Source organism: Nocardia asiatica NBRC 100129 (genome assembly GCF_000308415.1).
Lineage (GTDB): Bacteria > Actinomycetota > Actinomycetes > Mycobacteriales > Mycobacteriaceae > Nocardia > Nocardia asiatica.
This window is the reverse complement of sequence record NZ_BAFS01000235.1, coordinates 18,859-42,118: the sequence shown is the minus strand read 5'-3', so window position 1 is coordinate 42,118 and position 23,260 is coordinate 18,859. Positions and strand designations below refer to the sequence as shown.

At 69.8% G+C, this 23,260-nt stretch carries 20 protein-coding genes, 1 tRNA gene and 2 pseudogenes; 12 read left to right on the top strand and 11 right to left on the bottom strand.

Going from position 1 to position 23,260, the window contains the following annotated elements:
* Positions 1 to 174: 174 nt before the first annotated feature.
* Positions 175 to 1,350 carry an acyl-CoA dehydrogenase family protein gene (locus tag ON27_RS23150; RefSeq protein WP_043731665.1) on the bottom strand — a complete coding sequence of 392 codons (1,176 nt, stop codon included), beginning with the start codon at positions 1,348 to 1,350 and terminating at the stop codon, positions 175 to 177.
* Between the two features lie 228 nt (positions 1,351 to 1,578).
* On the opposite strand from ON27_RS23150, the gene ON27_RS23145 reads away from it, so the two are divergent.
* A complete protein-coding gene (locus tag ON27_RS23145; RefSeq protein WP_043731663.1) occupies positions 1,579 to 2,721 on the top strand; it encodes a cystathionine gamma-synthase in 1,143 nt (380 codons plus the stop codon).
* 97 nt (positions 2,722 to 2,818) lie between these two features.
* Here the strand turns inward: ON27_RS23145 and greA are convergent, their stop codons facing one another.
* A complete protein-coding gene (gene greA / locus ON27_RS23140; protein ID WP_043731660.1) occupies positions 2,819 to 3,313 on the bottom strand; it encodes a transcription elongation factor GreA in 495 nt (164 codons plus the stop codon).
* Between the two features lie 298 nt (positions 3,314 to 3,611).
* Positions 3,612 to 4,082 carry a DUF4307 domain-containing protein gene (locus ON27_RS23135; protein ID WP_051046918.1) on the bottom strand — a complete coding sequence of 157 codons (471 nt, stop codon included), beginning with the start codon at positions 4,080 to 4,082 and terminating at the stop codon, positions 3,612 to 3,614.
* Between the two features lie 102 nt (positions 4,083 to 4,184).
* On the opposite strand from ON27_RS23135, the gene mca reads away from it, so the two are divergent.
* From mca to ON27_RS23120, 3 genes are all read left to right on the top strand, one after another.
* Positions 4,185 to 5,069, top strand: coding sequence for a mycothiol conjugate amidase Mca (mca, locus tag ON27_RS23130; protein ID WP_245560063.1), 885 nt, complete (start codon positions 4,185 to 4,187; stop codon positions 5,067 to 5,069).
* On the top strand, positions 5,066 to 5,344 hold the full coding sequence (locus ON27_RS23125) for a hypothetical protein (RefSeq protein ID WP_043731657.1): 279 nt from the start codon (positions 5,066 to 5,068) through the stop codon (positions 5,342 to 5,344). Before mca ends, ON27_RS23125 begins: the two co-directional genes overlap by 4 nt.
* Positions 5,345 to 5,503: 159 nt before the next feature.
* Positions 5,504 to 6,814 carry an FAD-binding oxidoreductase gene (locus tag ON27_RS23120; RefSeq protein ID WP_043731654.1) on the top strand — a complete coding sequence of 437 codons (1,311 nt, stop codon included), beginning with the start codon at positions 5,504 to 5,506 and terminating at the stop codon, positions 6,812 to 6,814.
* A gap of 64 nt (positions 6,815 to 6,878) precedes the next feature.
* On the opposite strand, the gene ON27_RS23115 is transcribed toward ON27_RS23120, so the two are convergent.
* The gene (locus tag ON27_RS23115; protein WP_043731652.1) at positions 6,879 to 8,483 is read right to left on the bottom strand and encodes a TROVE domain-containing protein; all 1,605 of its coding nucleotides are present in this window, start codon (positions 8,481 to 8,483) and stop codon (positions 6,879 to 6,881) included.
* A gap of 580 nt (positions 8,484 to 9,063) precedes the next feature.
* A tRNA-OTHER gene (locus ON27_RS23110) sits at positions 9,064 to 9,132 on the bottom strand.
* 175 nt (positions 9,133 to 9,307) lie between these two features.
* On the opposite strand from ON27_RS23110, the gene ON27_RS23105 reads away from it, so the two are divergent.
* Complete coding sequence (locus ON27_RS23105; protein ID WP_043731650.1) at positions 9,308 to 9,886, top strand: TIGR03086 family metal-binding protein; 579 nt, start codon at positions 9,308 to 9,310, stop codon at positions 9,884 to 9,886.
* A gap of 364 nt (positions 9,887 to 10,250) precedes the next feature.
* Here ON27_RS23105 and ON27_RS23100 read toward each other — a convergent pair whose 3' ends face one another.
* Positions 10,251 to 10,814, bottom strand: a complete 564-nt coding sequence (locus ON27_RS23100; RefSeq protein ID WP_043731649.1) for a GyrI-like domain-containing protein — start codon at positions 10,812 to 10,814, stop codon at positions 10,251 to 10,253.
* A 91-nt stretch (positions 10,815 to 10,905) separates the two neighbouring features.
* On the opposite strand from ON27_RS23100, the pseudogene ON27_RS23095 reads away from it, so the two are divergent.
* A pseudogene (locus tag ON27_RS23095) lies at positions 10,906 to 12,958 on the top strand (thioredoxin domain-containing protein).
* A gap of 5 nt (positions 12,959 to 12,963) precedes the next feature.
* Positions 12,964 to 13,163, top strand: a pseudogene (locus ON27_RS41455) (histidine phosphatase family protein); the annotation flags it as partial.
* Between the two features lie 32 nt (positions 13,164 to 13,195).
* Here ON27_RS41455 and ON27_RS23090 read toward each other — a convergent pair.
* Both ON27_RS23090 and trhA read right to left on the bottom strand, forming a co-directional pair.
* On the bottom strand, positions 13,196 to 14,824 hold the full coding sequence (locus ON27_RS23090; RefSeq protein ID WP_083887750.1) for an adenylate/guanylate cyclase domain-containing protein: 1,629 nt from the start codon (positions 14,822 to 14,824) through the stop codon (positions 13,196 to 13,198).
* Positions 14,825 to 15,001: 177 nt separating this feature from the next.
* Positions 15,002 to 15,703 carry a PAQR family membrane homeostasis protein TrhA gene (gene trhA, locus ON27_RS23085; RefSeq protein ID WP_043731647.1) on the bottom strand — a complete coding sequence of 234 codons (702 nt, stop codon included), beginning with the start codon at positions 15,701 to 15,703 and terminating at the stop codon, positions 15,002 to 15,004.
* A gap of 176 nt (positions 15,704 to 15,879) precedes the next feature.
* Here trhA and ON27_RS23080 point away from each other — a divergent pair, with 176 nt between their 5' ends.
* Together ON27_RS23080 and ON27_RS23075 are read left to right on the top strand one after the other, a co-directional pair.
* Positions 15,880 to 16,659: an isoprenyl transferase gene (locus tag ON27_RS23080; protein WP_043731645.1), complete on the top strand. Its 780-nt coding sequence runs from the start codon at positions 15,880 to 15,882 to the stop codon at positions 16,657 to 16,659.
* Positions 16,660 to 16,720: 61 nt separating this feature from the next.
* Positions 16,721 to 17,329: a hypothetical protein gene (locus ON27_RS23075; RefSeq protein ID WP_051046917.1), complete on the top strand. Its 609-nt coding sequence runs from the start codon at positions 16,721 to 16,723 to the stop codon at positions 17,327 to 17,329.
* A gap of 6 nt (positions 17,330 to 17,335) precedes the next feature.
* Here ON27_RS23075 and coaA read toward each other — a convergent pair whose 3' ends face one another.
* The gene (gene coaA, locus ON27_RS23070) at positions 17,336 to 18,268 is read right to left on the bottom strand and encodes a type I pantothenate kinase (RefSeq protein WP_043731643.1); all 933 of its coding nucleotides are present in this window, start codon (positions 18,266 to 18,268) and stop codon (positions 17,336 to 17,338) included.
* Positions 18,269 to 18,449: 181 nt separating this feature from the next.
* Here coaA and ON27_RS23065 point away from each other — a divergent pair, with 181 nt between their 5' ends.
* On the top strand, positions 18,450 to 19,649 hold the full coding sequence (locus ON27_RS23065; protein ID WP_043731639.1) for a hypothetical protein: 1,200 nt from the start codon (positions 18,450 to 18,452) through the stop codon (positions 19,647 to 19,649).
* A 556-nt stretch (positions 19,650 to 20,205) separates the two neighbouring features.
* On the opposite strand, the gene ON27_RS23060 is transcribed toward ON27_RS23065, so the two are convergent.
* Positions 20,206 to 20,661, bottom strand: coding sequence for a PaaI family thioesterase (locus ON27_RS23060; RefSeq protein ID WP_373282778.1), 456 nt, complete (start codon positions 20,659 to 20,661; stop codon positions 20,206 to 20,208).
* A 93-nt stretch (positions 20,662 to 20,754) separates the two neighbouring features.
* Between ON27_RS23060 and ON27_RS23055 the strand changes: the two genes are divergently transcribed.
* Positions 20,755 to 21,333: a TetR/AcrR family transcriptional regulator gene (locus tag ON27_RS23055; protein ID WP_051046916.1), complete on the top strand. Its 579-nt coding sequence runs from the start codon at positions 20,755 to 20,757 to the stop codon at positions 21,331 to 21,333.
* 108 nt (positions 21,334 to 21,441) lie between these two features.
* A complete protein-coding gene (glyA, locus tag ON27_RS23050; RefSeq protein WP_043731637.1) occupies positions 21,442 to 22,737 on the top strand; it encodes a serine hydroxymethyltransferase in 1,296 nt (431 codons plus the stop codon).
* Positions 22,738 to 22,809: 72 nt separating this feature from the next.
* Here the strand turns inward: glyA and ON27_RS23045 are convergent, their stop codons facing one another.
* On the bottom strand, positions 22,810 to 23,250 hold the full coding sequence (locus ON27_RS23045) for a DUF6841 family protein (protein ID WP_043731636.1): 441 nt from the start codon (positions 23,248 to 23,250) through the stop codon (positions 22,810 to 22,812).
* Positions 23,251 to 23,260 lie beyond the last annotated feature (10 nt).

The following is a 23,260-nucleotide window of genomic DNA, read 5'->3' as shown; positions in this document are numbered from 1 at the left end:
ATCCGCACTCGGGCGAGTACTCGGACTACTTCGACGAGAACGATTTTCGCTAGACCCCACGCGGAGGATTGCGACCGTGCCGTTTGTCCGGAAAGGCAATCGTTCAGTTTCCGATGTATTCACTGAGCTGGTTCGTGCTGTGATCGACCGACCGAAGCGCGCGGGTAACCGCTTTCAGCGGAATGCGTTCGCATCCGTCAGTGCGCGGCCGAGCACCAGCTGGTGCACCTCGGCGGTGCCCTCGTAGGTGAGCACCGACTCCAGATTGTTCGCATGACGAAGCACCGGGTAGTCGAGCGTGATGCCGTTGGCTCCGAGGATGGTGCGGCATTCGCGGGCGATGGCGATGGCCTCGCGCGTGCTGTTCAGCTTGCCCGCGCTCACTTGTTCGGCGGTGACCTCGCCGCGGTCCTTCAACCGCGCGATGTGCAGCGCGAGCAGCTGACCTTTGCCGAACTCCAGCGCCATGTCGGCCAATTTGGCCTGGGTGAGCTGGTAGGCGGCCAACGGTTTGTCGAACACCTCGCGGGTCCTGGCGTAGTCGATGGTGGCCGCCAGGCACTCGCGCGCCGCGCCCAGCGCGCCGAAGACGATGCCGAAGCGCGCCTCGCTCAGGCAGGCCAGCGGCGCGGCAAGTCCGTGCGATCCGGGCAGCACCGCGTCGGCGGGCAGGCGGACGTCGTCGAAATCCAGCTCGGCGGTGATGGACGCGCGCAGCGACAGTTTGCGGCGCATTTCCCGTGCCGTGAACCCGGGCGTTCCCGCGGGCACCAGGAATCCGCGGATCACCCGCTTGCCCTCGTCCTCGGTCTGCGCCCAGACCACCGCGACATCGCTCACCGACCCGTTGGTGATCCACATCTTGGCGCCGTTGAGCACCCAGTCGGCGCCGTCACGCTGGGCGCGGGTGCGCATGCCGCCCGGGTTCGAACCGAAGTCGGGCTCGGTCAACCCGAAGCAGCCGAGCGCGCGGCCCGCGGCCAGCTCGGGCAACCAGTGCCGCTTCTGCTCCTCCGAGCCGTATTTGTGGATCGCGGTCATCGCCAGCGAGCCCTGGACCGAGACCATGCTGCGCACGCCGGAGTCGACCGCCTCCAGTTCCTGGCAGGCCAGGCCGTAGGCGGTCGCCGACATGCCCGCGCAGCCGTATCCCTCCAGATGCATGCCGAGCAGGCCGAGTTCGCCGAGTTCGGGAGCGATCTCGCGGGCCGGGAAAGTGCCCGCCTCGAACCACTCCGCGATGTGCGGACGCAGCCGCCGTGCCGCGAAGCTCGTGACGGCGTCGCGGATCTCGCGCTCGTCCTCGGACAGCAGTGCGTCGGTGGCGAACAGTTCTTCCACAGTGACCATGGCCTCAGCCTAAAGGGGCGCAGATTCGAGGAGACGGCGCTCGAGTCTTCTGTGCAGCTGCAAGATTTTCGGCTCAGGCGGGGCCTGTGAGCAATTCGATCGCACCCAGGGGGCAGATCGCGCGCGGGCACCGATCTTGCGGCGTTTTGTCCGGTTCGCCTGCGCGATGAGCCACGATATGCACGACCGGGAAGTTGCCTGGGAATCGCCGCGATTAGGCTGGCCCTCATGAGCGAGCTGGGATTCTCCACACGGGCCGTGCACGCCGGGTACGAACCCGATCCGCAGACCGGCGCGGTGAATGTGCCCATCTACGCGAGTTCGACGTTCGCCCAGGACGGCGTGGGCGGGTTGCGCGGCGGTTTCGAATACGCCCGCACCGGCAACCCGACGCGGTCGGTGCTGGAGGCGAACCTCGCCGCGCTGGAATCGGGCCGCTACGGCCGGGCGTTCGCGTCCGGCATGGCCGCGACCGACTGCGCGCTGCGCGCCACGCTGCGTCCGGGTGATCACATCGTGATCCCCGACGACGCCTACGGCGGCACCTTCCGGCTGATCGACAAGGTGTTCAGTCAGTGGGGCATCGAGCATTCCCCCGCGCACGTGTTCAACGTGGACGAGATGCGCGCCGCGATCCGGCCGAATACGAAGCTGGTGTGGATCGAGACGCCGACCAACCCGCTGCTGAGCATCGGCGACATCCCCGCGCTGGCCGAGGTCGCGCACGCCGCCGGCGCGAAATTGGTGGTGGACAACACCTTCGCGACCCCTTATCTTCAGCAGCCCCTCCTGCTGGGCGCCGACATCGTGGTGCATTCCACCACCAAGTACCTGGGCGGGCACTCCGACGTCATCGGCGGCGCGCTGATCACCGACGATCCGGAACTCGACGCGGCGTTCGCGTTCCTGCAGAACGGCGCGGGCGCGGTGCCCGGCCCGTTCGACGCCTTCCTCACGCTGCGCGGCGTCAAGACCCTGGCGCTGCGGATGGACCGGCACTGCGACAACGCCGAGACACTGGCCGAGTTCCTGTCCGGGCACCCGGCGATCTCGCAGGTGATCTACCCCGGCCTGCCGGAGCATCCGGGCCATGCCGTCGCGGGCAAGCAGATGCGGCGGTTCGGCGGGATGATCTCGGTGCGCCTGCACGGCGACGTCGAGGCGGCTCGCAAGTTCTGCTCGCGGACCGAGGTGTTCACCCTCGCCGAGTCCCTGGGCGGCATCGAGTCGCTGATCGAGCATCCGGCCGCGATGACGCACGCCTCCACGGAGGGCTCGGAGCTGGAGGTGCCCGCGGATCTGGTGCGGCTTTCGGTCGGCATCGAGGATGTCAGCGACCTGCTCGGGGACCTCGAGCAGGCATTGAGCTAGGTTCACGGACATGAGGAAGCGGCCGCACCCGATGATCGGGCGCGGCCGCTCGTGTCCGCGGGGGTCTCGGCCGGGCGCGCTGCCGCGGCCGGAAGCATCAGCTGTGGTAGGGCTCGGCGCTGATCAGCGTGACCTTCATCGTATTGCCGTTGGGCAGCGTGTACTCCCTGGTCTCGCCCACCTTGGCGTCGATGAGCGCGCCACCGAGCGGGGAGTTCGGCGAGTAGGTCTCCAGCTTGGAATCGTTGAGGCCCTCCTCGCGCGTGGCGATCAGGAAGGTCTCGGTGTCCGTCTCGTCGCCGTCGTAGTAAACCTTGACGACCGATCCGGGAAGCGCGACGCCGGACTTGGTGGGCGCGACCCCGACCTTGGCGTTGTTCAGCAGCTCCTGCAGCTGGCGAATGCGCGCCTCCTGCTGGCCCTGCTCCTCGCGGGCGGCGTGGTACCCGCCGTTCTCCTTGAGGTCGCCCTCTTCCCGGCGTTCGTTGATCTCGGCGGCGATGACCGGACGGTTGGCGATGAGCGCGTCGAGTTCGCTCTTGAGCCTGTCGTGCGACTCCGGGGTCAGCCAGGTCACTTGCGTCTCAGTCATCTCGATCACTCCCTAGTAGTTGTTCCCGGCGGGCCGGGATTCCCTGAGCACCGGCATGCGCCCACCCGGGAGCGGGCACGCACCAGTCGACGGCTAGAGCGATCCTGGGAAGTTCAACGAACCCCGACAGGCCCTTGGTCGCGGGCAAGCTCGCAAGCCCGAACCGTCAGCGCTGGCCGCCAATGCAGCAAACACGGCTCCGAGCCCCGGAACCGTGTATCACGCCATTTTAGCATGATTCACAAATGTGCAGGTCGGAGTTGATTTCGTGGGCAGGTCGCCGGTGGATGCGCGGAAATCAGCCAGCTCGTAGATAGCCGGGTACCCGATCGCTGCACGCGTAGACACTGCCCGAGGCGGGCCGGGCGGAGGAGCGCACGACGGTGCTCAGCTCCACCGTCCCGCTGTCCGACGGTTCGACCAGCACCTCCCGGCGGCCGAGTTCGGCGCCGTCGCGGGCCATCGCGCGGACGAAACACACCACCGGCCGCTGCGGGTCGGCCCGGGTGACCTTGAGGCGGATGGTCATGGTCGAGTCGTCCACGACGACATACCCGAGTTGCTCGGCCTCGATGTCGTCCGGCCCGTACTTCTGGTAGCCGAGATAGGCGACGCCGAGCCCGGCGAGCACCACGACCACGCTCAGCGCGGGCGCCACCCACCGGCGCCGTTTGCGCGGCCGGGTGCCGTAGCGGTCGGCCAGGGGGCCGCTCTGGGACGCCGCCGCGGCCTTCGCGTCACCGCCGGCTTCCGGCGCGGGCTGGCTCATGCTGGTCGCTCCCGGGGGGTACGTCGGAACAAATGTGGGTCGAATGGAACTATAGGTAACGAAGCCCCGACACCCGCGACCGAGAGCGACGGAGAACGAGACGTGAGTGGCCTTCGCCTCATGGCGGTGCACGCCCACCCAGACGACGAATCCAGCAAGGGTGCCGCGACGACCGCCCGCTACGCCGACGAAGGACACGACGTCCTGGTGGTGACGCTGACCGGCGGAGAACGCGGAAGCATCCTCAACCCGGCGATGGACACCCCCGGCGTTCTGGAGCGGATCCACGAGATCCGCCGCGAGGAGATGGCCGCGGCGGCCCGCGCGCTCGGCGTGCGCCAGCACTGGCTCGGGTTCGTCGACTCGGGCCTGCCCGAGGGCGACCCGCTGCCGCCGCTGCCCGAGGGCTGCTTCGCGCTGGTTCCGCTGGAGGAGGCGACCGAGGCCCTGGTGCGCGTGGTGCGCGAGTTCAAGCCGCACGTGATGACCACCTACGACGAGACCGGCGGCTACCCGCATCCCGACCACATCCGCTGCCACGAGGTGTCGATGGCGGCGTTCGACGCGGCGGGCGATCCCGAGCGCTTCCCCGGCGCGGGCGAGCCGTGGACGCCGCTCAAGCTGTACTACGACCACGGCTTCAGCATGCGGCGGATGGAGATGTTCGCCGCGGAGTACGAGCGTCTCGGCGAACCGTTCCCGATGCAGGAATGGCTGGACCGGATGCGCAAGTACGCCGCCGAGCGCGGTGACATGATCTCCCGGATCACCACCCAGATCGAATGCGCCAAGTACTTCCCGCAGCGCGACGACGCCCTGCGCGCCCACGCGACGCAGATCGACCCCAACGGCGCGTTCTTCGCCGTTCCGCTGGAGATGCAGCAGCGGTTGTGGCCGACCGAGGAGTTCGAGCTGGCCAAGACCAGGGTGCGCACCGAACTGCCGGAGACCGACCTGTTCGCGGGCATCGAGGACGAGCGGTCGTGACGCTGGTCCTGCTCGCCCAGACGCCCGGCACGCCGACCGGCCCCGAGTTCGGCAAGGCGTCGCCGCTGGGCCTGGCCATCGTGCTGCTGCTGCTCGCGGGCACGTTCCTGCTGATCCGGTCGATGAACCGGCACATCAAGGGCCTGCCCGCGACCTTCGAGCCCGAGCATCCCGAGCCGGACCAGGAGGCCGACGAGGGAACCGAGCACGGCATCACCCGGCGGGCGGAGGAGTCGAAGGGCGGCGACTCCGAAGGGCGCGCCGAGTCGGGCTGAGCGGGAGCTTCGCCCCTCTGACCTGCTGATTGTTACCTTTCCGCACTCTCTTTCGTCAATGAGGTAGTCGCGGCGCGAAGCACGGCCCGTCCCCGGGCGGCCGGTATCCGAATTCGTCGCTCGCGTCTGCTTCCCGAAGGCTGAGAGTCAGGACGAGCAATGACATTCGACGAACTGCGGACCGTGCTGCCCGGTCGCGTGCTGGTGGCCGGTGACGAAGGCTTCGAGAGCGCGGCACGGCCGTGGACGACGACGGTCACCCAGCCGGTGGCCGCGGTGGTGCGGGCCGGGGACACCGACGACGTCGCGACCGTGGTCCGGTACGCGGGCCGGGCGGGCGTGCCGGTGGTCACCCAGCCGACCGGCCACGGCGCGGCGGGCGGAGTGCCGGAGGCGATCCTGCTGCGCACCGGGCAGCTGGACGGCATCGAGATCGACGCCCAGCGGCGCGTGGCGCGCGTGGGGGCGGGCGTGCCGTGGGGCCGGGTGCAAGCTGCCGCCGCCAGGCACGGGCTGACCGGCCTGGCGGGGAGCAACCCGGTGGTCGGCGTGACCGGATACACCCTCGGCGGCGGCATGAGCTGGTTCGGCCGCAAGCACGGCTGGGCCAGTGACGCCGTGCGCGCGTTCGAGATCGTGGACGCCGAGGGCGTGCGCCGCCGGGTCTCGGCCGAGGACGACCCGGACCTGTTCTGGGCGCTGCGCGGCGGCGGTGGCGATTTCGCCGTGGTCACCGGGCTCGAGTTCACGCTGTTCCCGGCCAGGGAACTGTTCGGCGGCCGCGTGCTGTGGCCGCAAGCCCGCGTTCGCGAGGTGTTCGACGTCTTCCAGGAGATCACCGCCGCGGCGCCGGAGGAGCTGACGGTCTGGTTCCAGCGTCTGCAGATCCCGGACGCGCCGCCGATGGTGGGGTTGGACGCGGTGTATCTGGGCGATCCGGATCGCGGCCGGTCGCTGCTCGCGGCGCTGGACGCCATCGGCAATCCGATCCTGGACAAGCGAGGCGTCTTCGGTCCCGCCGACATCGGCGGCGTCACCGGCGAACCCACCGACCCGAGTCCGTCGCTGTCGCGTGCCGAGCAGCTGACCGAACTCGGTGATGCCGTGGTCAAGACGCTGGTCGAGGAACCGGTCGCCCCGCTGGCCAACGTCCAGATCCGGCATCTGGGCGGCGCGCTGGCCGAAGCCCGGCCGGACGCGGGCGCGCGCGGCCCGATCGTCGAGCCCTACCTGCTGTACTGCCTCGGGCTCGGGCTGCCGCATCTCGCCGACGCGGTCCGGGCCCGGCGCACCGCGATCGTCGGGGCGGTGAGCGGGCAGATCACCGGTCGCAAGCCGTACACCTTCCTCACACCGGAGGAGACCGCCGCCGCCGCGTTCGATTCCGCGACGCTGACCCGCCTGCGCGAGATCAAGCGAGCGCGGGATCCGCACGGCGTCATCCGGGCCAACTACCCGATATCCGGGTAGCCGGCGCCGGGCACGACCGATGGCCGCGGGGCCGAGACCGGCGATGGTCTCGGCCCCGCGGCCGTCAGAAGGGCCAGTCGGCGTCGCGGCCCGCCTCCAGCAGCGGGATCATCCGGAACGCCGCGTCGGTCAGTCCGCCGAAGGTGTGCCGGTACGGGGTGCCGCCGACGGCGTGCCCATAGCGGTATCCCGCGAGGTTCCAGGTGTAGAGCGGCACCCGGCCGGGCACGGCCCGGCCGACGTCGCCGTCGTGCGCCTGCTCGTCGGTCAGGATGACGACCCGGTCGTGACCGGCGTAGTGCTCGCGCACCGCGCCCACCGTGTCGGTTCCCCAGCCGAGGAAGTAGCCCTCCTCGCGCCACCGCCGCACCGCGCCGAGCACCGGCTCGGCGCGCCGCTGCGGGAACACCACGCTGGCGGGCCGAGCACGGCCCTTCCAGGTGCCGCCGGGGCTGGAGTACGACACCACGTCCGCCCGCGCGCAGCGCCGGGCGAGCGCGAGGCCGAACAGCGCGGCGGCGTCCCAGCGCGCCAGCGAGCCGTCCTTGGCGAACCCGGCCTGCATCGAGCCCGAGGTGTCCACCAGCACCAGCGTCCGCCCGGGCAGCGCGGGCACGGCGGCCAGCGAATGACCGAGCGACTGCTCGAGCGCATGGCCCCAGCGCAGCGAGGGCGCGGCCCGGTATGCCGACAGGAACCGCATCGGCAGCTGACGGGAGCGGGCCACCTGGGCCGGATCGGCGAGTTCGGCGGCCACCTGCGCGGCCACGGCGTCGCTCACCCCGGCCTGGTCGAAGTTGCGCAGGTTGCGCAGCTTGGCCATGTAGCCCATGGACGGGATCAGCGCCTCCCACACCGCCGCGTCCATCGGACCCTGCAGCCAGCCCGCCACCGCCTCCCAGGTCATGCCCGCCGAGCGCAGGGTGGCGCGGGCCCGCTCCGGGGCGTCGAACAGCGCGCGGCGCTGCTGGACCGGGCGGGCCATCAGCTCGGCGCGGGCGGTCAGCACGGTCAGCGCCGCGTCCGGCTCGGTCGCGCGTCCGTACCGCCGGTCCAGGGCGTGGGCGAACAACGCGCCCTGCCAGGGCCGGTCGGGCGCGGGTGTGGGGTGGGTCAGCTGCAGCACGTCGGCGAACCGGAAGGCCCGCGCCGCGCTGTCCCACTTGAGCAGGGCGCGCTCGTCGTACAACCGGCGCACCGCGTCGGCGACGCCGCGCTTGACCGGCTGGGGAAGGGCGCGGCCGTGCACCGCGGTCCAGTAGGCGAGCAGTTCCCCCGGCTCGTCGGCGCGCTGCAGCACCGAGTCGACCACCTGCCGCGACATGCCCGCCGCGCCCGCGTCCGACCGCGCCGCGGCGAACTCGGCGGCGCCCACGATCGCGGCGCTGCGCAGGTTCGCCTCGGTGCGCAGCCAGCGCAGGAAGCGGGCGGTCCACTCTGGAGTGGCGATCGTCGCCGCGCGCACCAGCGCGGCATAGCGATCGTCGCGCTGGTCGGCGGACTCGTAGAAGGTGTGCTCGCCGACCATGTTCGTGACGGCCAGCAGGAACAGCTCGCTCTGTGGCGTGCGGGCGTATCCCGGGCCGCCCTCGTAGGTGCGGCCGGTCGGGCGGGTCTCGCTGATGATCGGCGCGATCGCGCCGGGGCGCGCGAGGTTGAACTTGCTCAAGGATTTCCCCCAGTCGTGCGTCCGGGGACAGCCGCGTCGATCCGGCCCGAGATCGGAATCCGTTGCGGCGAATGGCCGGTCGACGCAGGGGTGGTGCTGCCTGCTCGCGGAAGTAGCCGTGTCGGTCGCACCGGGCCGGTGCGTCGCGATGCCCCCCGAGATCGATATTCGCGTGCGGCATTTCCCAAAGGGTCATGGTCGAGAAGTAGCCGCCTGCTTCGCACCGGGAGGTGCGATGGAATTGTGGCGCACCCGGACTTCCTCCGGGTGCACGAAAACGGTAACCGAAGCAATCATCTGCCGCACCTCATTTTTCGCGGCGGCCTGGTCATGTGAGCGTCCGAGGAAAATGTGGCGACGGCTTGCTCGCCATATCGAGCGGCCGAATCATATCGGCGGGAGTCGAACCCGAAGTAACCGTTGCCTGCGCACCGGACGCGTATCGTGCATCGCATTCCGGGGTGGCCACCGGAACACGACTCTCGGACCATCGGCCGCGTGCACGAATAACGTTGTAGCGCGCCCGAGATCGAAGTCGGCGACGGGACGTACCGCTCTGCCATTGAGCTACCGGACCTCGTGGTCCGGGCGGGACTCGAACCCGCAACCTGTCCATTAGAAGTGGAAGTATCCGTTGCCTGCGCACCGGGCGCACCGTCGACTGTAGCGAGCGCGCCGGTGCGGCGCGACTCATTTATTTCTCGCGGTCGATCGGAAGCACACCACTGGCAACTATTTCCAAGCACGATGGTGTTCGCATTGCCGCGCGTCCGTCGGTGTCCTGTGTTACCAATTCAGCCAAACCGCTCGACCGAAGGAAGCTCATGGACAACATGATCGGACAGATCGACCGCGCACTGGACGCGACCGGAGCGATCGTCGCCGCCGTGGGGGGAGCGGGTCTGGCCGCGCCGACGCCGTGCCGGGACTGGGACGTGCGCGAGGTCCTCAATCACACCGTGGGCGGCATGCACGTCTTCGCGGCGGCGCTGAGCGGCACCGATGCGGGTGCCGAGTACGAATCGGATTGGCTCGGCGGCGATCCGCAGGGCGCCTACGCCGCGGCGGCGGAGGTGGACCGCGCCGCCTGGCATCGGCCCGGCGCGCTGGAGGGCACGGTGGGTATCTCGCTCGGGGATCTGCCCGGCCCAGCGGCGGCGCTGGTGCATCTGACCGAGGTTCTCGTGCACGGCGTCGATATCGCGGTGGCCATCGACCGGCCGGATCTGGCCGACGACGAACTCTGTGGCGAACTGCTCGCCACCATGCGGGCAATGGGCGGTATCGAGTCTTTCCGGGCGCCGGGCATTTTCGGGCCCGAGGTAGCGGTGGCCGAGGACGAACCCGCGCATCGTCGGCTGTTGGCTTATGTGGGGCGCGAGGTGCTGGCCCGCACGCCATGACCGACGATGCGAAAGACGGTTTGCGAAATCCAGCCGACTGCGGGATTTCCCTCATGCCGCACCGCGCCTCGTCAGAATGAACATCGCCGGTGTGGAATGACCTCGAGGGCGGCCGAATGGATCGGCCGCCCTCGAGGCGCGTGCGGCGCCCGAGATCCGGGCGGCGACGGAATACCGGCTCGAGCGAATCGAGCCCGACGGGTACGGAGACCCTGCCTTGGATAGCTCTGCCGATTGAGCTACCGGATCACAGCGATCCGGACGGGACTCGAACCCGCAACCCATCCATTGAATACGGAAGTAGCCGTTGCCTGCGCACCGGGCGCGGACAGGACTGTATCCGCCCGGATGGAAAAGGCGCGAATTATTTTCGCTCGATCCGGCGCACCGGCTGACGCAGGATGGTCTTCTTCTTCTCGTCCGGCGTTCGGCGCGGATCGGAGAGATAGATCTCGTGGTGGCGCCCGCTGTGCCGCCATCCCTCGGCCGCCATGAGGGCGTCCATGCGTGCCAAGGTCTCCGGTTCGGTCGCGTACGGCCCCCGGTGCAGCGCCTGGATCGCGTCGCCCTCGGTGAGCCGCTCGAAGGTCGCCCCGGTGACCATGTCGGCGGTCACCACCTCCGGCATGCGGATCAGCAGCTTCCATCGCCACTGTTCGCGTGGCACCGTCAGCGGCGGCGCGTCGGAGTCGACCCACCACAGACCCTCCAGTTTCGGCACGACGAAGTCCTGCCCGGCCGCCTTCGCCGCTTTCTTCGCCCCGTACGCGGCGCGGTAGAGCGTTTGCACGGCGGTGGCGAAGACCGGGCCGTCGGGGTCTCCGGCCCCCTCGACCGTGATGTAGTCGTATGGCGGGAATGCCTTGATCACCGGCTGTGCGCTCGCTCCGTAGTAGTGCTCGTCCGCGCGAGACAGATCGATCTTCATGCCGCGACCCTGTGGTCTCCGGCCACCGGAGAGTCAAGACCACCGGCCCGTGCTGCCCACGCGGGGGCGGGATGGGCCGTACGGTGGAGCCATGAACCGGCTCGGAATGGCGACGTCTCCGTATCTGCGCCAGCACGCGGACAACCCCGTGCACTGGCGGGAATGGGATGCCGAGGCACTGGCCGAAGCGCGCGAGCGGGACGTGCCGGTGCTGCTCTCGGTGGGGTACGCGTCCTGTCACTGGTGCCATGTGATGGCCCACGAGTCGTTCGAGGACGCGGCCACCGCCGACCAGATGAACGCCCACTTCGTCTGTGTGAAGGTCGACCGGGAGGAGCGGCCCGACCTGGACGCGGTCTACATGAACGCCACCGTCGCGATGACAGGGCAGGGCGGCTGGCCGATGACCTGCTTCCTGACCCCGGACGGCGAGCCGTTCTACTGCGGCACCTACTACCCGAAGCTGCCACGCGGCGGCATGCCGTCGTTCACCCAGTTGCTCACCGCGATCACGGAGACCTGGCGTACCCGGCGTGACGAGGTGAACCAGGCGTCCGCGCAGGTGGCCGCGGCGCTGCGGGACCAGGCGGCGGGCCTGCCCGACGCGGAGCTGGCGATCACGCCGGAACTGCTCGCCCACGCCGTCGCCGCCGTGCTGCGCGACGAGGACGCCGAGCACGGCGGGTTCGGCGGCGCGCCGAAATTCCCGCCGTCGGCGCTGATGGAAGGGCTGTTGCGGCACTGGGAGCGCACCGGTGACCGCGCGGTGTTCGACGTGGTGGCCCGCACCGCCGAGGCGATGGCGCGCGGCGGCATCTACGACCAGCTGCGCGGCGGATTCGCGCGGTACTCGGTCGACGCCGCCTGGGTGGTGCCGCATTTCGAGAAGATGCTCTACGACAACGCGCAGCTGTTGCGCGCCTACGCGCACCTGGCCCGGCGCACCACCTCGGTGCTGCCGGAATCGCTCTCGCATCGAGTCACGCGGGAGACCGTACGTTTCCTACTCGACGACCTGGGCACCGCGCAGGGCGGCTTCGCCTCGGCGCTGGACGCCGACACCCACCTGGAGCCCGGCAAACCCGGCGTCGAAGGCGCGACATATGTGTGGACGCCCGCCGAGCTGGCCGGTGTTCTCGGTTCGATCGACGGGACCTGGGCGGCCGGTTTCTTCGGCGTCACCACCGCCGGAAACTTCGAACAGGGCACCTCGGTGCTGACCAGGTACACCGAGCCGACCACGGCGGAAGACGCCGCGCGGCTGGCACGCGTGCGAGCCGCGCTGATCGCCGCCCGCGACCGCCGTCCACAGCCGGACCGCGACGACAAGGTGGTGACCGCGTGGAACGGCATGGCGATCACCGCGCTCGCCGAGGCGGCGGCCGCGCTGGACGAGCCGGAATGGGCCGACGCCGCCGTTCGATGCGCGCGCTTCCTGCTGGCCGAGCATGTGGTGGACGGACGGTTGCGGCGCGCCTCGCTCGGCGGCGTCGCCGGTGCCGCGCCCCGGCATCCTGGAGGATTACGCCTGGCTGGTCACCGGACTGCTCGCGCTGCACCAGGCCACCGGCGAACTGGACTGGCTCGAACACGCCCAGCGCTTGCTGGACTCCGCGATCGAGCATTTCGCCGACCCCGATCAGCCGGGCAGCTGGTTCGACACCGCCGACGACGCCGAGACGCTCGTCACCCGGCCGCGCGACCCGATCGACGGCGCTACGCCCGCGGGCGCGTCGGCCCTGGCCGAAGCGCTGCTCACCGCCGCGGCCACCAGCGACCCGGAACGGGCCGCCCGCTACCGCGAATTCGCCGATCGCACCCTCGAGCGCGGCGCGATCGTGCTGGCGCGCGCACCCCGTTCGGCGGGCCAGTGGCTCACAGTTGCCGAGGCGGCCCTGCGCGGTCCACTGCAGGTCGCCATCGCCACCGAATCGGCCGAGCGTTCCACCGAATTGCTCGCCACGGCCCGACTGGCTGCCCCGGGCGGCTCGGTCGTCCTCGCCGCCGCCCCGGACGCCGTCCCACTGCTGGCCGACCGGCCTTTGGTGCGCGACGCCGCCGCGGCCTACGTCTGCCGTGGCTCCGTCTGCGACCTCCCGGTCTCCACTCCGGACCAGCTCCGTACGGCGTTGCAACGGAACTAGCGGCGATCGGCGGTCCGCACGGCAGGTTGGCGTACCCGGAGGGCGTCGACGATCACGAACACCGCTGGCTCCGCGCGGGCGGCGCGAGACCGGCCTCGCGGGTGGTTGGTTGCGCGACACTCAGCCCGCCATCGACGCCGTGCGCTTTTCCACCGCCACGCGGACCCGCGAGACGCTGACCGCCACCGGAGTCACCGCGTCGGCCACGCGAGGGCGCGCGCACCCGAACGGCCGAGGCTAACGCCGAGGCGGGGCGTCGAGTTCGGTGTCCGGCGTCCCGGCGGTGTCGGGCGCGGGGGCGGCGGTGTGGATCTCGAGAACCGGGTTGGTGTCCGGCGGCAGCTCGGGTAGATCGGTGCGGGTGTCGGTGGACTCGGGGTGGGAACCTGAGGTGTCGCTATCGGTCCAGCAGACCGTCGGCTCTTTCATACCGCGCAGCACGATGGTGTCGTAGAGCGTCCACTTGTCGCTTTCGTGGTCGGCGGCGGCATTGATCACCGCCTGACTCACCAGGATTCGCCGCGGCACCTCCTTTGCCGCCGTGGTGAGGCGAGCGGCCTCGTTGACGGCGTCGCCGATCACGGTGAACTCGAGCCGGGTATCGGACCCGACGTCACCGGCGAAGACCGGGCCGTGCGCCACGCCGATCCCGATGTCGAGCTCCCCGGCGGCGATCACCTCGTCGCGGATGCGGCGCGCCGCCCGCAGGGCCGGGGTCGCGTTGTCGCGCAGCGCGATCGGCGCCCCGAAGACGCACAGGGCCGCGTCCCCCTCGAACTTGTTGACCAGGCCGTTGTTCTCCTCGGTCGCCGCGACGACGGTCGCGAGCAGCCGGTTGAGCTTGGCCACGAACTCCTGCGGCGGCAGCCCGGTGGACAGTTCCACCGAGCCGGTCACGTCGACGAACAGCGCCGACACCTCGCGCACGTCACCGGTGAGGTCGGCCCCGCGGGCGAGCGCGCGCTCGGCCACCTCCGTCCCGACGTGTCTGCTGAACACCTCCCGCATCCGCTCCCGCTCGCGCAGGTTCGCGGCCAGTTCGTTGACCGAGTGCTCCAACCTGCCGATCTCGCTGGTGCTGCCGATCGGCACCCGGGCGCCGAGATCGCCCTGGGCGATCCGGTCCAGCGCGCGGCGCAGCGTGCGCATCGGCGCGGCCACGGAGCGGGCGAGGAACGCGGTGGCCAGCGCGCCGACGCCGATGCCGACCGCGGACAGGTAGATGGCGGTGCGGACCCGGTCGGGTGCGGCCGCGGCCGGGTCGGCCAGCACGACGATCAGCATGAGCAGCGGAAGCGCCGCCGCCACCGCCCAGGTCAGCACGACCCGCACCAGGACCGAGGCGCTCCAGTGCATGGTCCAGCCGAGTACCCCGGCCACCACCGGGATGGTCGGCCGGATCAGCCGGTCCACGATCAGGAAGGTGACCGCCGCCGATTCGAAGGCGCCGATCGTGAACAGCGCCGCCGTCACGCCGGGGTCGTTGTCCGGGCTCAGATGCGCGAAGGTCGCGGTCGCCACGATCACGCCTGGAATCCACAGGGCCAGGGCGCGCATGCTGATCGCGATGGGCAGCAGCAGTAGGCGGCGCGCTTCCACCTCGGTGGGTTTGCGCCCGGCGTCGAGCCAGCCGAAGTACACCCTCCGGTCGCGCACCGCGAGCGCGATGCCGATCAGGAACCCGACCGCCGGGTAGATGCCGACGAAGACGAGCGCCCGCAGCCAGTCCGGGCCCAGCCGGCCGAGGAATCCGTTCAGCCACAGCTGGGTGACGATCACCGCGAGACCGCTGAGATTCGCCGTGGTGACCAGTGCGGCCAGGCCACCCCGCGCTTTGAGCGCCCAGACGACGAGCTTCGCGATCATCGGACGCGCGACCCCGAGCGACGAGGCCCGCCGCTGCGCGCGCCGAGCGGCGGGGCGATGCCGCGCGAGGCGGCGACGAGGAACACGAACGAGCAGCATAGAGCCAGGACGACCGGCACAGGCGGTTTCCCGGTCATCTGGCCCCCTCTCGCGCTGCTCCCCGTCGACTCTAGGCGTTCACCGCAGGACCACCAGCCAGACCGCCGCGTAGTGGGTCAGTGCCGCGAGCACCGTGGCCGCGTGGAAGAACTCGTGATGGCCGAAGACGGTCGGCCACGGGTTCGGCCACTTGGTGGCGTAGAGGATCGCGCCGCCGCTGTAGAACAGGCCGCCGATCAGCAGCAGGATCAGCGGCGCGATACCGATCTGGCCGTTCAACTGCCCCGCCACCGGCACGATGGCCCAGCCGAGCAGCAGATAGAGCGGAACACCGACCCAGCGGGGAGCGGTCGGCCACAGCAGTTTGAGCGCCACGCCGGCCAGCGCACCCGCCCAGACCACCGCCAGCAGCGTCTGCCCCGTGCGTCCGGGCAGCCCGAGCAGGGCGAAGGGCGTGTAGCTGCCCGCGATGAACAGGAAGATCATCGAGTGGTCCGCTCGCTTCATCCGGATGCGGGCGCGCGGGGTGGGCCAGGTCACCCGGTGGTAGACCGCGCTGACGCCGAACAGTCCGCACACGGTGAGGCCGTAGATCAGCGTCGACCATCCCGCGGTCGCCGAGACGGTGGTGGCGACGGCGATCAGCACCACGGCCGCGATCGCGGCGACGCCGACCGCCCAGGTGTGGATCCAGCCCCGCAATCGCGGCTTGACGAGCGCCTCGGCGAGCGCTTCTGACGCCGAATCCGGGACCGCCGTGACCGGTGCCGCGTCGGACACGAGTACCTCCTAGTGGGCGCGGCCGGGGGAGCCGCGCGGGGCCGAGTCGGGACGGGACGAGCCGCTGGCCGACCCGTCAGTAACCTACGCAACCGTAACTTGTGGGCTCCTGGCCACTGTACCGGCGTATCGCGGTCGATGCCGGATTCGTGTCGTCGAGGCGTAGGGTTGCCCGCGTGGAACTTCCGAGTCAGGTGCGGGGTCTGCCGTATCGCATCTACGAGGCCCGGCTGTCCAGGCAGCTGGCCGGCAAACAACATCCCCGGCACGTCGCGGTGATGTGTGACGGGAATCGCCGGTGGGCGCGGGAGAACGGTTTCACCGACGTCAGTCACGGGCATCGGGTCGGAGCGCTCAAGATCGCCGAGCTGGTCGGCTGGTGCGAGGCCGAGGGCATCGAGATGGTGACCGTCTACCTGCTGTCCACCGAGAACCTCCAGCGCGATCCGGACGAACTGGAGACGCTGTTCGAGGTGATCACCGACGTGGTGGAGGAGCTGTCGGCCCCGGAGCAGAACTGGAGCGTGCGCATCGTCGGCTCGCTCGACGGCTTTCCCGAACTGATCGCCAAGCGGCTGCGCACCGCGGCCGAGCGCACCGAGGGGCGCAATGGCGTGCACGTCAACGTCGCGGTCGGCTACGGCGGCAGGCAGGAGATCACCGACGCGGTGCGCTCGCTGGTCCGCCAGGAGATCGCCGCGGGCGAGACCGGCGAGGACCTGGTGCAGTCGATCACCGTCAACGCCATCGGCCAGCACCTCTACACCTCCGGTCAGCCCGACCCCGACCTGGTCATTCGCACCTCCGGTGAGCAGCGGTTATCCGGCTTCCTGCTGTGGCAGAGCGCATACTCGGAGATATGGTTCACCGAGGCGTACTGGCCGGAGTTCCGCCGGGTGGATTTCCTGCGGGCGCTGCGCGACTTCGCCGCGCGCCATCGCCGTTTCGGCGCCTGATTCGATCTTGGCGGGGTGAATCCGGCTCGACCGTTGTCCTTCTCGCGTACCGTGCGGTCTCATGAGCTCGTTCGACCACCGGTCCGCCGACGCCGCCGGAGCCGTGCGGCACGGATCGGGCGCCTCGATCAGCTATGCGGAGTTCGGTCGGCGTTTCCTGGAGTACGCCGCCTCCGAGGAGCGTATCTCCGGCGCGTTCGATCAGTTGACCGGCACCGCATTCGATTTCGGGCCGATCGGAGTCGGCCCGGCGCGGCTGGCCAAGGTGACCGCCGAGGTCCAACTGGGCGCGGCGCGGCTGCGCCGCCACGGCGACGAGACGATCGCCTTCGAGTTGATCATCCCCCTCGACCTCGACCTGCTGCTGGACCTGGCGGTCGACCGCCATCGGTTCCACGCCGAGGGCACGGTGCACCTGCACCTGACGGTGCGCACGGCCGCGCCGCTGCGGGTGGTGATCGATATCGCCGAGCCGCGCCCGGGCGACGTGCGCGTCGACGTCGCCGCCGCCACCAAGCGCGGCCAGCTGGTGCGCATCCTCGCCAGCGTCGACCACGAGATCAGGCGGTTCGTCGCCCGCTACGTCTCCGCCGAGATCCGTAAGCCGCACATCGCCGCGGTCCGCGATATCGATGTGGCCCGGCGCCTGGACGAGGCGTGGAAATTGTAAGCGAATTCACAATTTCCGCAGCCGCAGCCGATTGATGCTGTGGTCGGCGTCCTTGCGCAGCACCAGGGTCGCGCGCGGGCGGGTGGGCAGAATGTTCTCCACCAGATTCGGCCGGTTGGTGTTGTTCCAGATCTCCTGGGCGGCGGCGGTCGCCTGGTCGTCGGTGAATCCGGAGTAGTGGTGGAAATGCGCGTTCGGATCGGCGAAGGCAGTGTTGCGCAAGGTGAGAAAACGTTGCACGTACCACTTCTCGATGTCCTCGATACGCGCGTCCACGTAGATCGAGAAGTCGAACAGGTCCGAGACCATCAGGCGCGGACCGGTCTGCAGCACGTTCAAGCCCTCCACGATCAGAATGTCGGGCTGACGCACGCAGTGCTGCTTGCCCGACACGATGTCGTAGGAGATGTGCGAATACACCGGGGCGCATACTTCGGCCGCGCCGGATTTCACCTCGGTGACGAATCGCAGCAGCTTGCGGCGGTCGTAGCTCTCCGGGAAACCCTTGCGATGCATGATGCCGCGCCGGGTGAGTTCCGCCGTGGGATAGAGAAATCCGTCGGTGGTGACCAGGTCGACGCGCGGGTGGTGGTCCCAGCGCGCCAGCAGCGCTTGGAGAACGCGCGCGGTGGTCGACTTGCCCACCGCGACGCTGCCCGCGACGCCGATCACGAACGGTACCTGCTGGTCGGGATGGGTTTCGCCGAGGAAGGTCGCGGTCGCGGCGAACAGCCGCTGACGTGCGGCCACTTGCAGGTGGATGAGACGAGCGAGCGGGAGGTAGACCTCGGCGACTTCCTCGAGATCGATCTGTTCTCCGAGGCCGCGCAGGCCGATCAGTTCTTCTTCGGTGAGCACCAGAGGAGTCGACTTACGGAGGGTTCGCCACTGTTTCCGGTCGAATTCCACGTAGGGACTCGGCTCGCTCATTCGTGCCACTTACCCGACACTCCGTTTCGGCAAACACGCACAGTTACCGTGCGGATCCGGTGAGATTCGGTCTAGCTGTCGCCGCATAGCCGAATTCTGCTCCGCGTCGACATCGCGGGATGAGCGGGGTGCCACTACCGGTTGGTAACCGACTCGATGAGCCAGGTGCGAGCCGCTAATGTCGGCTGGCATGGAAGCGCATCCGCTCGTGACCGAATACCTGCGGCTCGGCCTCGCCTTCGACCGGTTGGAGGAAGGGTTCGTGGACGCCTACACCGGCGACCCCGCGCTGCGCCGCGAGGTGCAGAACGCGCCGGCGCCGCAGCCGCGGGAGCTGGCCCGGCGGGCCGCCGAGTTGCGCGCCGCTGTGCCGGAGGCCGGATTGGCGCCGGAGCGCGCCGAATTCCTCGACGTGCACCTGCGCGCACTGGAATGTTCCGGACGGAAATTCGCCGGAGACGACATCGGGTTCGTCGCCGAGGTGCGCGCGTACTTCGACGTCGACATCGAACCAGGCGACGTGGACGACTACCGCGACGCGCACCGGCAGATGGACGAGGTGCTCGCCGGGGACGGGCCGCTGGCCGAACGGGTGGCCGCGCATCGCAAGGCCGACGAAATCCCGCCGGAGCGCCTGCCGGTCTGCGTCGAGGCGTTCTCCAGCGCGCTGCGCGAGCTGGTCCGCGCCCGCTACCCGCTGCCCGACCACGAGCACGTCACCTACGAGGTGGTCGGCGACAAGCCCTGGTCCGGGTTCAACTACTACCTGGGCAACTACCACTCCCGGGTCGCGATCAACTCCGATCTCAAGCAGCACATGGCACACCTGCCGCAGCTGATCGCGCACGAGTCCTATCCCGGGCATCACACCGAGCACTGCCGCAAGGAGGCGGGGCTGGTCGCCGCGGGCCAGGCCGAGCAGACGCTGTTCCTGGTGAACACCCCGCAGTGCCTGATGGCGGAGGGCCTCGCCGATCTGGCGCTGCGCTCGATCGTCGGGCCGGGATGGGGCAAGTGGGCGCAGGAGATCTACGCGGATCTCGGGCTGCGTTTCGACGGCGAACGAGCCGAACGGCTTTCGAACGCCTCGGCCGAGCTGCTGGGCGTGCGCCAGGACGCCGCGCTGCTGCTGCACGACCGGGGGCGCACCCACGACGAGGTCGCGGAGTTCTTGCAGACCTGGAACCTGACGACGCCCGAGCGGGCGCGCCAGTCCCTGCGGTTCCTGTCCTCGCCGCTGTGGCGGGCCTACATCTCCACCTATGTGGAGGGTTACCGGCTCCTGGGCGGATGGCTCGATCGCGCGGCCGACGCCGACGACCGGGCCGATCGCTTCCGCAGACTGCTCGACGAGCCGCTCACTCCCGGTGCGGTGCGCGCCGCGGCCTGAGCGCTACTGGATCACCGCGCAGCCCTGCCCGCCCGCGGAGATGCTGCACAGCAGCAGCGAGAGGGTGCGCAGCAGCGCCTCGACGGGGGAGTTGGGTACCGAGACCAAGCCGACCATGTTCGTTCCTTCGTCAGGTGATCGTGAACTGTCACCAGGGAAACCGGTCCGCGCACCCTCACTCGTTACGGCTCGTCTCGCCCCATGAAATAGGGGCGCGTCCGGTTCAGGCCCCGGTCAGGTGGTCGAGTGTCGTCGATCCGCCCCCCGCCTGTCCGTGGTCGGGCGGCTGGGGGTTCCGGTTGCCGGTTCAGGCGTCCGCGAAGATTGTGCGCGCCGAGACGGGGGTCGCTTTCCAGCGCTTCACGGTGCGTCCGGCGACCGCGGTCTCGACGCGCCCTCGGACGAACGTGCGAGAGCGGGCCGCTACGTCGTCCTCCGGCACGAAAGCGGCCGTGCCGGTGCGCTGGGGTAGCTGCCCTGCCGTAACCGCACGTGCGGGTCGGCGGCGCTGTTGCGGGCCCACGCGGAGCGGTAGCCGCGCTGCGTGCTCCTCGGTTCAAGGTGCGCGGAAGATGACGCAGGTGGTGGTGGCGTGCGCGACCAGTCGTCCCCGCTCGTCGACCACCCGTCCCTCGGCGGTGGCGGTGGTGCGCCCGACGTGGATGGTGGTGCCGGTGGCGGTCAGGCGCTGTCCGTCGGTGGGCACGGCGCGGATGTAATTGATCTTCAACTCCAGCGTCGTGTACCCGACGCCGGCTTCGAGCGTGGTGTGCACCGCGCAGCCCATCACCGAGTCGAGGAGGGTGGCGCAGATTCCCCCGTGCGTGGTGCCGAGCGGATTGGCGAAGTCGGGCCGCGTGCGCAGCGCGAAGACGACCTTGCCGTGTTCGAGTTCATCGACCTCCATGCCGAGCAGGTCGCCGATGAACGGCGGACGATCCGTCCTGGTCATCGCGGTGCGCAGGAGTTCGAGACCGGACAGTTGAGCCGGGTCGACCGTGGCTTCGGACATCAATCCCATCCTTTCGATGAACCGATCGGTCCACAAGTGCCATGATTGCAGCATGGACCGATCGGTTCACGCAACCTCGACCAAGGAGCTCGGATGACCGCAGGGCCGCGCACCAGGCTGATCGAGAGCGCCATCGAACTGGTTCGCGAGCAGGGTGTGCACGCCGCCGGGCTGGCCGCCCTGCTGGAACGCGGCAACGCCTCGCGCAACTCGCTCTACCAGCACTTTCCCGCGGGCAAGAGCGAACTGGTCGAGACCGCCACCCGGGTGGCGGGCGGGCGCGTCGACGCGGTGATCGACAAGGTGACCGCCGGGCCGCCGGGCCGCTGGTTCGATTCGCTGCTCGGCTGGTGGGTCGCCGCACTGGAGAAGACCGGCTATCGCGCCGGGTGCCCGGTCGTCGCGGCCGCACTGGCCGAATCCGAACCCGCGGTGCAGGCCGCGGCGGGCGAGGTCTTCGCCGCGTGGCACGAACGCCTCGGCGCGGCGCTCGTCGCCGCGGGCGTGCCGGCCGAGGAGGCGCGCTCCTTCAGCAGTTTCGCGTTCAGCGCGATGGAGGGCGCCATCGTCCAGGCGCGGGCGATGAAGTCGACCCGGCCGCTGGAGGACGCGCAGCGGCAGCTGGCGGTGCTATTGGCGAACTACCTGCCGGAGGACGGTGAGTCCCGCTGACGTCCGGCGGGCGTGCGAGGGTGGCGCAAGTCACGGCCTGGGACGGCATGGCCCCGAGGGATGAACCCCCTGCTCGGAGGATCGTCCCCCGGCCCATAGACTGAGGCCGTGACGCAGACGACCGCCTCTGTCAATTCCCAGTCTCTCGGTGAGCTCGATCCGGAGCTCGCTGCCGCGATGGCAGGCGAACTCGCCCGCGAACGCGACACGCTCGAGATGATCGCCTCGGAGAACTTCGTGCCGCGCGCGGTGCTGCAGGCGCAGGGCAGCGTGCTCACCAACAAGTACGCCGAGGGCTACCCGGGCCGGCGCTACTACGGCGGCTGCGAACACGTCGACGTGGTGGAGACCCTCGCGCGCGATCGCGCCAAGGAGCTGTTCGGCGCGGAATTCGCCAACGTGCAGCCGCATTCCGGCGCGCAGGCGAACGCCGCGGTGCTGATGTCCCTGCTGGATCCGGGCGACAAGCTGCTCGGCCTGGACCTCGCGCACGGCGGTCACCTGACCCACGGCATGCGGTTGAACTTCTCCGGCAAGCTGTACGAGGTGCACTCCTACGGGGTGAGCAAGGAAGACCACCGCGTCGACATGGACGAGGTGCGCGAGATCGCCTTGCGGGCGCGTCCGAAGGTGATCGTGGCGGGTTGGTCGGCCTACCCGCGCCACCAGGACTTCGCGGCGTTCCGCTCGATCGCCGACGAGGTCGGCGCGTACCTGTGGGTGGACATGGCCCACTTCGCCGGTCTGGTCGCCGCCGGCCTGCACCCCTCGCCCGTGCCCTACGCCGATGTGGTGTCCTCGACCGTGCACAAGACCCTCGGCGGCCCCCGCTCCGGCCTGATCCTGGCCAAGCAGGAGTACGCCAAGAAGCTCAACAGCGCGGTGTTCCCGGGCCAGCAGGGCGGCCCGCTCATGCACGCCATCGCGGCCAAGGCCGTCGCGTTCAAGATCGCCGCGGGCGCGGAGTTCAAGAACCGGCAGGAGCGCACCCTGTCGGGCGCGAAGATCCTGGCCGAGCGGCTCACCGCGGCCGACGTCAAGGACAAGGGCATCAGCGTGCTCACCGGCGGCACCGACGTGCACCTGGTGCTGGTCGACCTGCGCAACTCCGAACTCGACGGTCAGCAGGGCGAGGACCTGCTGCACGAAATCGGTATCACGGTGAATCGCAACGCCGTTCCGTTCGACCCGCGTCCCCCGATGGTCACCTCCGGGCTGCGGATCGGCACCGCCGCGCTGGCCACCCGTGGCTTCGGCGACACCGAGTTCGCCGAGGTCGCCGACATCATCGCGGGCGCGCTGGCCGGCACCGCCGACCTGGACTCGCTGCGCGCCCGGGTGAGCAAGTTGGCGCAGGACGTTCCGCTGTACGACGGCCTGGAGGACTGGCGCCTGCTGGGCTGACCCTGGCACCCGCTTCGCGCATCCGCCGCTCGTCGGATGTGCGAAGCCGGGAGCGACGATCGCCCTCGGGGCTCAGGTACCCGGTATCTCGATGCCTTTGGCGGCGGCCAGTTCGGTGAGCTTCCGCATTTCGTCGATGGCGACGGCGACATAGACGCGCAGCACGTCATCGTCATCGCGCCGCAGCAGGTATTCGTAGTCGCTGTCGGTGAGTATCGCGCCCGCCGCGTCGAAGAAGTGCCATCGCACATGCAGGCGGGTGATGCGCTCGGTGAGTTCCACCTGCCCCAGCAGGGTGTGGTCGACCCGTGCGAGTCCCAGCGCTCGATACAACGGATAGGACTGGCGCAGTCCCTCCGCCATGTCCGCGCGGGAAGACAGCGAGCCGACGAATCCGTCGCTGACGATCGTGCCCGGCGCGCCCCACAACGCGGTCGAGCGCTCGGCGTCGAATGAGCTCAACGCCTGCTGATACTCGACCAGGAATGCCTCGATCTCGTCCCGAGTTGCCATGGCATCAACT